The 13052-nt window shown below is 52.3% G+C and carries 10 protein-coding genes; all 10 read right to left on the bottom strand.

Features of this window, described 5'->3' with window-relative positions:
- Positions 1 to 14: 14 nt before the first annotated feature.
- The 10 genes from MKY86_RS08355 to MKY86_RS08310 all read right to left on the bottom strand — a co-directional run bounded on the left by MKY86_RS08355 (position 15) and on the right by MKY86_RS08310 (position 13045).
- Positions 15 to 2369: a beta-galactosidase gene (locus MKY86_RS08355; RefSeq protein ID WP_076079036.1), complete on the bottom strand. Its 2355-nt coding sequence runs from the start codon at positions 2367 to 2369 to the stop codon at positions 15 to 17.
- Positions 2370 to 2478: 109 nt separating this feature from the next.
- Entirely contained in the window at positions 2479 to 4047 is a 1569-nt protein-coding gene (locus tag MKY86_RS08350) for a DUF3502 domain-containing protein (protein ID WP_076079131.1), read from the bottom strand.
- Positions 4048 to 4117: 70 nt separating this feature from the next.
- On the bottom strand, positions 4118 to 4981 hold the full coding sequence (locus MKY86_RS08345; protein WP_425355110.1) for a carbohydrate ABC transporter permease: 864 nt from the start codon (positions 4979 to 4981) through the stop codon (positions 4118 to 4120).
- 85 nt (positions 4982 to 5066) lie between these two features.
- A complete protein-coding gene (locus MKY86_RS08340; RefSeq protein WP_036721498.1) occupies positions 5067 to 5993 on the bottom strand; it encodes an ABC transporter permease in 927 nt (308 codons plus the stop codon).
- 192 nt (positions 5994 to 6185) lie between these two features.
- Positions 6186 to 7745: a response regulator gene (locus MKY86_RS08335; RefSeq protein ID WP_036721496.1), complete on the bottom strand. Its 1560-nt coding sequence runs from the start codon at positions 7743 to 7745 to the stop codon at positions 6186 to 6188.
- A gap of 40 nt (positions 7746 to 7785) precedes the next feature.
- On the bottom strand, positions 7786 to 9507 hold the full coding sequence (locus tag MKY86_RS08330; protein WP_076079037.1) for a sensor histidine kinase: 1722 nt from the start codon (positions 9505 to 9507) through the stop codon (positions 7786 to 7788).
- A 275-nt stretch (positions 9508 to 9782) separates the two neighbouring features.
- Positions 9783 to 10787, bottom strand: coding sequence for a CapA family protein (locus tag MKY86_RS08325; RefSeq protein WP_076079133.1), 1005 nt, complete (start codon positions 10785 to 10787; stop codon positions 9783 to 9785).
- A gap of 69 nt (positions 10788 to 10856) precedes the next feature.
- Positions 10857 to 11054, bottom strand: a complete 198-nt coding sequence (locus MKY86_RS08320) for a DUF1877 family protein (protein WP_340827782.1) — start codon at positions 11052 to 11054, stop codon at positions 10857 to 10859.
- A 131-nt stretch (positions 11055 to 11185) separates the two neighbouring features.
- Positions 11186 to 11845, bottom strand: coding sequence for a class I SAM-dependent methyltransferase (locus MKY86_RS08315; protein ID WP_076079038.1), 660 nt, complete (start codon positions 11843 to 11845; stop codon positions 11186 to 11188).
- A gap of 177 nt (positions 11846 to 12022) precedes the next feature.
- On the bottom strand, positions 12023 to 13045 hold the full coding sequence (locus MKY86_RS08310; protein ID WP_076079039.1) for an SDR family oxidoreductase: 1023 nt from the start codon (positions 13043 to 13045) through the stop codon (positions 12023 to 12025).
- Between the last annotated feature and the right edge of the window lie 7 nt (positions 13046 to 13052).

Genomic DNA, 13052 nt, shown 5'->3' with positions numbered 1-13052 from the left:
GCTTCCTTCTTGCATTATCTTGTTAGTCTGATCCGGTACACCTTCGTAGCGGTCACACTATGGAACACGGCAACGGCTTCGCCCTCGAATACCTTCTCTACAGCCATGGCAGCATCGTCGGCCAGCTTAACAGCACCTGTCCGGCGAGGTGTCGTTTCCAGAACGATCTCGCCCCGGCGCAGCACATCACGGAACCGGGACAGGCCGATTTCCCACGGCAAGCCGTTATAGAAATGGTCGTGGAACAGCTGTCCTGCCGCGAAGGCATAGCCCACATTCCCGGTATAATCAATGCTCAGCAGCACTTCTTCCGAGCTCTCGAGGACATCCTCAGGTAACTGGAGGACAACCTTGTGGTCCTGAATCCGGCGCATCGTAACCGCAACTTCCTTCTGCGGAACCTGTACCTCATAAGCCTGGAACCAGTCCTCTTTACGTCCGCTGACCGTTGCATCAGCCTGTGCCGTATTCCACTGCGTTGCCGTCTCTGCTCCGCCTGTGTATTCACGGAAGGTGAATGCATGATGTCCCTGGCTGATGAATTCAATTCCGCCTGCGGTCTGAACCGGAGGAACCGGTGAGAAGATGATGCGGCTGCGGCCGTCCTCCTCAAGCTCCCACAGAGCCGCAGCTTCACGAGCGCTCATGGCATAGATACGGACTTCTCTGGCTCCGTCCCGCCGGATCACAATCATGGAAGATTGGCCGTGCGGAATCAGTATATTGTAGCCGCTATTCTCTGCTACGTCCCCGGTCTCCGCGCTCACCTCCAGAATACCGGCATCCGCGTCAATCTGGAACTCAGCGTCGATGCCCTCCGGCATAGAGAAGAAGTAGGTGGCTGCTTCCTCCGTTTCAATAGCCGTAACAGGCTGGGCCGTGGCAGCCTTAAGATTAAGACCATCCAACGCGAAGTTGAACGGCAGCAGGAAGGAAGCCTTGGGCTGAACCGTCAGCTTGCTCCGCTGCGGGAAGCTTAGCGTCTCCTCTCCCAGTTCTACCGCAAACACAACCTCCTCGTGCGTATCCATCTCCACATGGTCCTGATAATTATTGACGAACAGGAAGCCGGACTTGCCATCCGTGCGGACTGCATAACGCAGCGTATGCGCATCCTCCGGCGTAACTGCTTCTGCCCCTTCAGGAAGCACAGTTGCCATCGGTGCAAGCCGGTCAGCGAACCGGCGCAGGAAATAATGAAGCGGACGAAGCAGGTGATTCGACTCACGGATCTGGCCGAATTCACCAATTGGCGCCTGGAAGTCATAGGTCAGCTTCGGCGTAGTGCTCTCATTCAGGTATCCCGTTCTTCCCACCGGATTGGTTCCGCCATGGAACATATAATACCCGATGAAGTTGCAGCCTCCGGCAAGCTTCATTAAGGTCATGGCGATGACACTTTCCGGCTCCACCTGGAACCGGGACAGATACCAGGTCTGCATCCCGCCGCCCATCTCACAGCAAGCGAACGGGTATTTCGTCCGCGCATACGGCGGATTGAATTCGCCGCCCGGCGCCTTGTCATCATGGAAATTCACGAATACGTATTCCGGTGTCGGCTTCTGAACCTGATTCGGGTCACTGATGCTCCACGGAGTATAGGCATACCCTCCGTAGAGCGGAAGCACCTCATCCTCCAGGAACGGCGCCTCGCCCCAGCCGGTGCTGGTATAGATCGGAGCGATCAGACCGGAATCCACTGCATACTGCTTAAGCAGACGCATATGCTCAGATCCCGCTTCACCGCTCGCTCCGCCGCTGAGATATTCGTCACCCTGCTTGGCGGTCTCTTCCCAGAGAGCGGCCGCAGCATTCAGCTCATTCTCCAGCTGAATCCCGATCACCGGTCCGCCATCCTTGAACATCAGCCCATCGGCCTGATTGCCGATCTCCTTGAACAGGCGGTTCACATACTTCAGGTAGCCCTCGTCATTGGAGCGTACATCGAATTCCCGGCCGAACAGCCAGTCCGGCAGTCCGCCGTTACGGACCTCGCCATGACAGAACGGACCGACACGCAGGATGACGTATAGGCCATTATCCCGGCACAGCTCCACGAATCTCCGGAGATTGCGGTTGCCTGCCCATTCGAACGCTCCTTCCACCTCTTCATGATGATTCCAGAAGATATAGGTCGCCACCACATTGATGCCGGACAGCTTCATCTTGGCAATTTCACTCCCCCAATCCGCTTCGGGATACCGTGAATAATGGAATTCACCGCAGATGGCGAAATAAGGCTTGCCATTCAGCTCCATATAATAATTCGTGAAGCGGATCTCATCCCCTTGGGGATTGCTCCCGCCCAGCCGCAGTGTGGACGGGTAGATCTCTTTGGCGGCCCTTAGGGCCTGAATCGTATATTTCATTGAAATTGCTCCTTTGCCATAATGTATGATCCGTATATAACCTATACTTATAATTTCACAAAAACTGCCCCAAAGCTATTGCTTTGGAGCAGCCCGTAAGCTTATTCTGTTATTTCTGCGCTGCAAGGAATGCATCGATTTGTTTCTGCATTTCAGTCTGCACCTTATCCAGACCAGCTGATTTCAGCTGCTTGATCAGGTCTGCCTGGCCTTTCGCCAGATCTTCGATCAAGCCATACTCCAGCGGAATCGCATAACGCAGCATCACGTTGCCGATGTTAGCCACTTCGTTCTTCACTGGCGTAGTGTCGAAGACGAAGGTTTCCAGCGGGAAGTGATAGATGCTGGACTGCCAAGTGTTGAACATATCGTCCGCTTCCTTAGGATACGCTGCATCCTGACGGTTCAGCGGAGAATTCCAGCCCCAGTTCGAGAAGCCAGTGTAGTTAGCGGCAGCAGGACCGGCGGTGAACTTCTTGTCGCCTTCCGGATTGTAGTTGCTTCCGGCGATACCGTACATAGTCAAATCGTGAATTTCCTTGTCATTCTGCAGTAAATCCAGCAGCATCAGTGCGCGCTCAGGATTCTTGGAGGTTGCATGCACGGACATCCCGTTCTGCGTTGAGATCGCAGCAATTTTCTTTTTGTCCGGGGTAAGGTCAGCAATACCCAGCTCCACATCCGGTTTGTCACGGCGCATTTCAGCCAGGTTAGCAGCTACAGTACCCAGATTGTGCGCATAAGAGGATACTTTGCCTGCTTTCACATCCTGCCATACATCGTTTTTGTTGCTGACTACGTTCTTGGACCACGCGCCATTATCGGCCAGGTCTTTGTAATATTGAAGCAGGGAAGTGAATTCCGGTGTGTCATAGATATTGAAGACTTTACCGGAAGCATCGTCCAGCTTGTAGGCTAGCGGCAGCAGGCTGGCATCTACCAGGTTGAAGTTGTTGTTCTGCTCCAGCAGCGTCTGATCCAGCTCATGGAATTTCCAGCCGTCCGCCGGCTTAGCTCCATAAGCAGTAATGCCCTTTTCGTCCTTGGCAATCGCCTTCAGGTAAGTCGCGTACGATTCAGGACTGTTGATTTCCGGCAGGTTATGCTTTTTGCGCAGATCCTCACGGTACAGCACCACTTTGTCGGTTACTTCAACATTGTTGTTAGGAACCATATAGAGCTTGCCGTCCACCTTGGCTTGCTGCCAGTTCACTTTCGGCATCGCTTCCCAGGTCTGTGGCATGTATTTGGTCAGCATATCATCCGTTAGCTCCAGGAATCCGCCTTTCAGCGCCTGATCGTTATAGAAGGCCCAGTTCGCTGTATATACGAGATCGAAGTCTTCATTCGCTGCGAATTTCAGCGGGTATTTCTGGGTCCAGTCAGACCAGTCGAGGAATTCGGTTTCTACGGTAGCATTGATTTTTTCCTTGAGCTTGGTGTTCAGCTCTCCGAAGACCTTGTCATAATCCCCGGGCTGTGGCCCGAGCAGAATCATTTTGAGCTTCACTTCTTTGGAGGTGTCCACAGCGCCGGAATTCGTTCCCTCGGATGCTGCCGGAGCCTTCGTAGCCTCCGCTCCTGTATTACCATTATTATTGCCGCCGCAGGCACTGAGGACTGTTCCAAGCGCCATCATCGTTGCAAGCGTAACTGTCAGTTTCTTTTTCTTGTTCATCATGACCTGTATTTCCCCCTTAAATAATAGTTGCTTTAAGTCTTATATTGATAACCAGGTTGCCCTGTAATCATCCTTTGACTGCGCCAATCGTAAGTCCTGTTACAAAATACTTCTGGATGAACGGATACGCCAGCAGGATCGGTCCTGTAGCCACAATCGTCATGGCCATCTTCAGACTTTCGGTTGGCAGGTCTGTGTTGACCACCGCACCGGAAGCCATCATCGCCTTACGCATTCCATCCATATTGCCTAACATTTTGTAGAGATAATACTGCAGCGGCATCAGCTCCGACTTGGAGATGAAGAGCAATGCGTTATACCAGTCATTCCAGTAGGCCAAGGCAATGAAAAGGCCAATGGTCGCCAGGGCGGGCTTGGACAACGGCACGATCAGCTGCATGAAGATCCGGAAATCGCCGGCTCCGTCAATTTTGGCGGATTCTGTAATCGCATCCGGGATGCTGCTCATGAAGGACTTCATGACAATAATATAGAAGACGTTCATCATCATCGGCAGAATCAGTACCAGAAGCGTATCCTTCAGATGCAGATAGTTAATGATCATCAGATACCATGGAACCAGACCGCCGCTGAACAATGTAGTGAAGAAGAAGAAGAAAGAGAAGCGGCTGCGCCATTTGAAATCTCTCCGGGACAGCACGTAGGCTGTCATTGACGTCAGGAACAATCCGACAATAGTACCGATAGCTGTAACGGAGATCGTCACGCCATACGCTCTGAGCATCTCAGCCGGATACTTGAACAGCAGGCTGTACGCCTCTGTCGAGAAGGCGGTCGGGAAGATCTGGAACCCTTTCTCGATAATCGCGCTCTCTTCACTCAGAGAGGAAGAGATGACCAGAATGAATGGGAAGATACAGAATATGGCCAGTACCGTTAGGGTTACGTATCCGATGATGGATAGCACCATCTTGTCCCGGTTAGCAGGCTTTCTGCGTACTTCCGGTGATTGAATATTTGCAGTGGTTGAACTCATTGGGCATTACCTCCTTGTCCTAGAATAGAGCGCGATCCTTGTCGTATCGGCGTACTGCATAGTTGGCCAGCATGATGGTTGCGAAGCCGAGCAGGGATTGGTAGAAGCCGGCTGCCGCAGACATCCCGATTTCATTGGATGTGGTCAGCGAGCGGAAGACGAAGGTGTCGATTACGTCTGTGGATGAGAACAGCAGGCCGTTGTTGCCGACCATATTGTAGAACATCCCGAAGTCTCCGCGGAAGATATTACCGATCGCCAGCAGCACCAGAATGATGACAGTCGGCATCAGGTTCGGAATTGTAATTTTCATAATCCGCTGGAAAATATTCGCGCCGTCAATTTCGGCGGCTTCGTACATCTCGGTATCTATGCTGGTGATGGCGGCCAGATACATGATCGTTCCGTAGCCCAGTGTCTTCCAGGCGGAGACAATGACCAGGATAAACGGCCAGTAGGCTGCCGTATTATAGATATCCACCGGCTGCATACCGAGTCCCTTCAGCAATACGTTAACGGTACCTACATCGAAGTTGAACAGGTTGTACGCAATGGCTCCAACTACAACCCAGGAAATGAAATAAGGCAGGAACAATACCGTTTGGGTCAGCTTGCGGAACCATTTGCCCGCTACCTCGAACAGCAGGATCGCTGCGAAGATCTGAAGCCCGTTGTTCACAACGATGAATGCGATGTTATATAACGCTGTATTTCGGGTTACGCGCCAGGCGTCACCGGAATCAATGAAGAATTTGAAGTTATCCAGTCCGTTCCACGGACTGCCGAATACCCCGCCAGTATAATCAAATTGCTTGAATGCCAGCACTATGCCCGACATGGGCAGATAAGCAAATAGCAGAAAGAACAATACTGCCGGTGTCAGCATAAGAAGCAAGGATCTGTATTTCTTGACGTCATCCCAGAATCCGTGTTGTTTCTGTTTCATCTTGAATCCCCTTTCCCATTCCCATTTCTCTATAGCCTTATTATAAATAAGCGTCCTTCCGGTGTGGATTAGGGCTATCAACTAAAAGTAATACTTTTTCAACGATCCGTTTAAATATATACTTTCCAAAAAAACAAAAAACGTTGCCTCTGATTTGGAAATCAGGACTGGCAACGTTTGGTAATCATCAGCTTAGATTTTCTGCTTCTTGCGGTATTCCCCCGGCGTCATGCCGGTGATCTGCTTGAACTGCCGGTTGAAATAGATAATATTCTTATAGCCCATCCGTTCGGCTATCTCATAGATCTTAAGCGTCGGATCACTGAGTAGCTCGAACACTCTGCCTGTCTTGCGTTCGTTAACATACTCGCTGAAGGGAACCCCATACTCCTCCTTGAACAGGAAGCCCAGATAATTCGGGGTGAAGTCGAAGTGGGCGGCTACCTCCTTCAGCGTGATCTTCTTCTCAAGATTCTCCTCCACATAATTCATAATCTCGTCGATCAGCTTGCGCTTCTGCCGCTGCCGCTTCACATACAGCAGCTCCGACAGCTCGAAGAATCTCCGTCTCATCCACGACAGGATATCGTGAATCGTCTCGAACTGGAACAGGATGTCCGGCTGATGAGACTCCCACTGGAGCAGCTCATACAGATTCTCATTCTGCTGCTGCAGGTCCGCATGCAGCTTGGAGGTGATCCGGATAATCAGCTCATAGACATCCTTCTTGCCCGCATTCGTGAACAGCTCCAGCAGATGATCGTCAATCGCCACCAGATCGTACTGGATGATAGCCTCCAGCAGCTGCACAACAGTCTGTTCAATCCTTGCCCCCGGCGTCCCGCGCGGGGAGGACTCCAGATTATCGCGGATCAGCCGGTTCTTGCCCAGCAGCCACTTCGCACTGAGTGCAGCCGTTGCCTGCTGATAGGATTCATGCAGCCCCGCCTCATCCTGAGCGTAACGCCCGACCCCGATGGTTAAGGTGCAGGGTGAGCTCCCGGCCATCTGCTTAATCAGCTCGTCCAGCAGACTGAGGAAGCTGTCCTGCGGAAGGCTGCACAGAATGACGAACCGGTGATGATGTACAGGAATCAGCGTTCCCAGCTGGGTGCTCTCTACGAACGCTCTGATCAGTCCGGCCATCTGCCGCGTCTTGACCCGCGCATCCTCCTCGGACAGGTCGCGCATTTTCCATTCCAGATCATCAATCTCAATAATCGCTGCAGCCGCCCCCTTCATGAGCAGCGGATTCAGGGCACTGCGCAGATGCTGCTCCGCCGGCTCAGGCGATGCATCCTCGAACCAGCGCAGAATCAGCTCCTTGTTCACCAGGGACAGCGCCTCGGTAAATGAACGGTTCTTCTCCCGTTCCTGCTCCAGAGCGGCAGACAGGGATTCGAGCATGTCGTAGAGATCCTTGTCTTCCACAGGCTTCAATAAATAACCGGAGGCATTGATCTCAATCGCTTCCTTGGCATAGCTGAAATCCTCATGGCCGCTGATGAAGACAATTTTGACCTTTGGATGGATCACCTTCGCCCGGCGCGCGAATTCTGTCCCCGTCATAATGGGCATCCGTATATCGGACAGGATGATATCCACCCGCTCCTGCTCCATAATCTTAAGCGCATTGAAGCCGCTGTTCGCCGTTCCTACCACTGCAAGATCCAGCGGGCTGGCCAGTACTCTGCGCCGCAGCCATTCCAGATCAATCGCTTCATCGTCAACCAGCAATACATTGATACTCATCGCAATCTTGTCCTCCTGTATGTGTAACTGACCCTAAGTCTTACAGCTCCTCATCACCCTGAAGCCCGGCAGGGAGCAGCAGCCGCACGGTTGTCCCGCCTCCGTAGAAGCTGGCAATGCTCACCCCGTAAGCATCGCCGTATCTGAGCTTGATCCGCTCATCCACATTTTTCACACCGTAACCGCCTGACTGGCTCGGCCCCTGCATCATACGCTTAACCACTTCAGGACGCATGCCAATCCCGTTATCGATTACCTTGAGCTCAATATTGTCCCCCACCCGCTTGCCGGTCAGCCGGATGGCGATGGTCTCACCGAACCAGGCGTGCTTGAATATATTCTCGACAAAAGGCTGAAGCAGCAGCTTAATCACCTGCATGTGCAGAATCTCCTCGTCCACATCCACGTGCAGCGTGAAGGTATCCGCATATTTGACCCGCTGGATCTCCAAGTAAGTAGCCACCTGGTCCAGCTCCTTCTCCAGTTCAATATAGACATTGCCTTGATTGAGCGTCAGCCGGTAGAACCGGGACAACCCCTGGACCATCTCCGTGACCTTGCCGATCTCACCCAGATTGGCCAAGCTGCTGATGGTAGAGAGTGTATTATATAGAAAATGCGGATTGATCTGTGCCTGCAGGGCTTCCAGCTCCGCCTGCTTCTTCTGAATTCCCTGCACATAGACGCTGTTGATCAGCCCCTGGATGTTGGAGGCCATATCATTGAAGGAATCTGCGATCTGCACGAATTCATCATTGCCGGAGAAGCGGATGCGCTTCTGGAAGTTCCCGTCCTGGAAGGAGCGCACCAGGCCTACGATCCGGCTCATTTTACGTCCCGATATCCGTGCCACCACATACCCGATCAGGGTCATAACCAGGAAGCTCAGACTGCAGACTGCGATAATCACACGGCGCAGGCGTCCGGCATCCTGAGTGAGATATTTATGCGGAACCATCGCTTCAATCATGAAGTTACTGCCCGGAATCTGCTCCTGCAGCCTGAGGAAGCTTCCCTCCCCGCTGCTATTATTGGCGGGACCCCGCTGGAACAGAACGTCCCCGGTGGTCTCTTCTACCAGCCGCAGCGTAATTCCTTCCTCCAGCGGGAAGGTGTCGAAGCCGCCGAACAGGTCCTCCAGCGATACCGTAATCCGCACATAACCGATCAGCGACTTGTAATCACTGAAGTTGACGAGTCTGCGTACATGCGAGAGGTTGCCCAGCTTCTGGTCCGTATCAATCTGCAGCCACAAATTATCACGCTTGGAATCCTTCAGCGAGCGATACCATGGACTGCCTGTAATATCGTCCAGCGGCAGAATATAGTAATCGCTGGTAATGATCGGCTCATCCAGATTATCACCGGACACAATGTTCAGATCTGGGTTCGGGGTGTAGAGCATGAAGCGGATCTTGTTCCCGAACAGCTGCAGCGGCGCGGTAATCTGGGGGATAATCTCGTCAAGCATCGTCAGATAGATCTCGAAGGGTGTCCCCTTCAGCTCAAGCGCACGCTGGAACGGCTGGCTGCCGAACAGGTTGTCCGACATCCGCTGTATTTCATCCATCTGATAGCGGATATTGTTCCTCGACTGCTCCATACCTGTGCGGATGTTGGACTCGGCCATCTCTGTCCTGGAATCCGTCAGCATGGAATAGGAGATATAGCCGATGAACACATCCGTGAGGAGAACCAGCAGCAGATAAGGAATCATCATTTTATAGGTGAAAGGCATGTACTTCTTAAGCTTGGGCATCATTCACTGGACATCCTCTGCATGGAATTCGTTACAGCTATTCTATTCCGAAACGGACCGCAGCACCACTTCTGCGTTATCCCCCTTGGTAGAACTAATATTCATATTGTAGAGCAGATTCACTCCGCGCTGTTAGCACAATGCTAAGAATGAATAGCACAAAATGAAGAATACCGGGAAAACGCAAAACAGCCCAGGGAGGATTAGGAAGCGGCTCCCCGGGCTATAAGAGATGGATCATACAGATTCATGGATAAGAACTGTTACGCCGGCTTATCTCACAGCTTCTCACCGACTGCCCCGTTCGCTGCAATCTTCGCATTGAAGGAGAGCTGGTTCAGCTTCTTGATGGTTTCTTTATTGTAGGCATCCCCCATGAAATTCGGCTGGCCGCCAATGATTTTGACCGGTGTAATGCTGCTGGTTACCCCTGACGGGTTAATGGTGAAGTTAACCAGCATGGAATGCAAGGTCTTGTCTCCGCCCCGTGTAGAACGGTTGAACACAAAGTTGCCCAGTGAATAATAGATCGGCTTATGCTTGTAATATTCAATACCCATCAGACAATGACTGTGCGCGCCAAGGATGATATCTGCCCCGCTGTCGATCATCTGCTTGGCCAGCTTCCGCGCATACGCTTCCGGGTAATCCTTGAATTCCTGATTCCAGTGAATATAGACAACCGTATAGTCATTATCCTTGGCAGACTTCTTAATCGCACTTAGCAGCGGCTCTGCCGTATAGGCTGAGGCTGCTCCCGGGCTGTTCTTGCCTGCATACCAGGAAGGGTCAGACAGCACACGGCTTGTACCCAGAACGGCGATCCGCTTGCCCTTGACGGTCTTGACATACGGTTTGAAGGCTTCATCCATATTAGCACCCGCACCGGTGTGTCCAATATTGTTCTTATCCAGATGAATCAGCGTGTCCAGCATCGCGATCCGGCCGTAATCCAGAATATGATTATTGGCTACGCTCACGCCGTCGATCCCCGCTTTGCTTAATCCCGCAAGTGCAGCCGGCTTGGAACGGAAGGCGAACGTCTTGCTGGCCGCAGCCCCGCGCACGGAGACTGGAGTCTCCAGATTGGCAAAAGCAAGATCGGCCTTCTGCAGCACAGGTGCTACCTTGGCGAACGGGAAATCCACGCCATACTTGGCAATCTGGTCGCCGACAAAGCCGTCCAGCAGAATATCCCCGGCAAACGTAAGGCGGATCTCCTCTTGCGGAGCAGTCCCTTGGGCGCTTATCCCCGCAGCGGGGACCAGCAGAAGCAGAATCATGAATATAACAGCATATCTGCGCAACGTTCTCTAGCTCCTTTTTCTAATGTAATATAATAATGACTGTGACTAGGAAATATAGAACATAACGCAGGATGCACTCGCGCTTGCCTGCTGGTAGAACTCCCGGATGGCCTTGAAATACGTATAGATATAATCAAAGAATTCTTCCGCCTCATCATCCTCCATAAGGGGGTAGATTCCTTCCTCCATCATCTGCCGGAAAGGGTAGTATTCCCTCAGCCAGGCTTCTTCTATTCCCTCCAGAGCTGAAGCAATTCAGCATGTACAGCCAGGTAATTGCCGATCATCCCCATGAGATTGTCTCCTTCTTTCTTCTGCCCTTGAAGCTATTCTACTACAATGGAAGGAAACAACCAAATGATAGGTGAATTTTGCTAGATTTGCGCTTTTTTAAGCACTGCCCGGAAGCAGCTCAGGCCGCCCCACTGGTCTGTACGCACGGCATCTGCCGGAAGATTGAAATCCGTCTCGCCCCAATACTGAAATCCGGCCTGGAGCAGAATCTCATTCATCCGCGGCAGGTTGACGGTCGGATGATCAAAGGTCAGCACCAGCAGTCCTTCTCCATTAAGCGTTCTATGAAACTCACGGACGGCCAGGACCGCTTCCTGCACAGACAGATGCTCCAGCACCGAGATACAAAAAACCGTATCAAAGCTCTCATCCTCATAAGGCAGTGAGGTCAGATCAGCCTGGGCTAAGTGCAGCCTGTTCACAGGTCCGGCCTCCACCTGACGGGCTGCAGCTGCTCCGACATCCTCGGTGATATTCTGCATAATCGCTTCATGCGACAGAATCCGGGCATCCTTATCACAGGCATAGACCTCAGCGCTATGCTCGGCAAGATAGAATTTGAGCGGATGAGAGATCCCGCAGGCGGCATCCAGCACCACATCATGCGGTGATATGAAATGGGTACACCATTCATATTCATAAGGACGGCTCCACCAGGCTTCCGGCAAATCATAAATCAGCTTGTCACGGCGTGCATCGGTATTCACAAAAAAACGGGAGACGTAAGGATGTGTCGGCATGACCAGGACTCCTTTACTCGTGGGGATTTCGGTAGTCAGAGTATATTCACGAATCCGGGTTTCATGCTATACCTGGGTTATAACCTGACACTGCTTATACACAAACAGGCACCATCCTCTATGGACAGCACCTGTTCCGGTATGAAGAAATATTCTGATAGATACTATTAGTTCTCTTTACACGTAATAGGTCAAAAGCTTCGCATCAACGCCATGCCTTGCAATCAATCCGTCCAGCATTTTGGACCAATCCTGGTCAACTGTGCACAATTCAGGATGAGCCTCGAACCAGGCTACTGACCGTTTCACCCCTTCAGCGAACGGCACAGTAGCGGCGAAGTCAGGAACGAGACGCTTGATCTTGCTGTTGTCGAACACACTGCTGACCGCCTGATCCCCGATCAGCCCGTCCGCTGTTCCCGGCGGGGTATTCGCAGCGATGAAATCCGTAGACATGTGTACAACCTTCGGCTCACGGCCTGCTGACTCCCCGATGGCCGCATAGATCTGATTCCAGTTCAGCACCTCATCCGAGGTAATATGAACCGCTTCTCCAATCGCCTCCTGAAGTCCCAGCAATCCAACGAAGCCTTTGGCAAAATCCGTATTATGCGTCAATGTCCATAGAGAGGTACCATCGCCATGGATGACGAGCGGCTGGCCCTTGCGGATGCGTTCCACCAGAGACCATGGATGGCTCCAGCTGGTCAGCGACGCCGGAATAGCTGTATCTCCGTACGTATGGGATGGACGGACAATGGTCACCGGGAAGCCGCTGCTCTGATACGCTTCCAGAAGCAGCTGCTCGGAGGCAATCTTATCCCGGGAATACTGCCAATAAGGGTTCACCAGCGGAGTCTCTTCGGTAATCAGATAATTACGCTGGGGCTTCTGGTAAGCGGAAGCCGAGCTGATATAGATATACTGCTGCGTCTTGCCTGTGAACAGATCAATATCTGTCTGCACATGCTCCGGCGTAAAGGCAATCCAGTCCACAACAACATCGAAGTCATGCCCCTTCAGCGCCTCGGCTGCCTTCTCTTTGTCACGGATATCGCCCTGAATCACCTGAGCGCCCTGAGGCACGAAGCCGCTGCGCTCTCCACGGTTGAACAGATACAGTTCTATTCCCCGTTCCACTGCCAGCCGGGAAACCGCCTGACTGATAAGTCCCGTACCTCCGATAAATAGAACCTTCATCTGTATC

The sequence above is a fragment of the Paenibacillus sp. FSL R7-0333 genome, assembly GCF_038000365.1.
Taxonomy (GTDB): domain Bacteria; phylum Bacillota; class Bacilli; order Paenibacillales; family Paenibacillaceae; genus Paenibacillus_AQ; species Paenibacillus_AQ silagei.
Note: the sequence above shows the minus strand (reverse complement) of the source record. Positions and strands in the feature narration are given on the sequence as shown.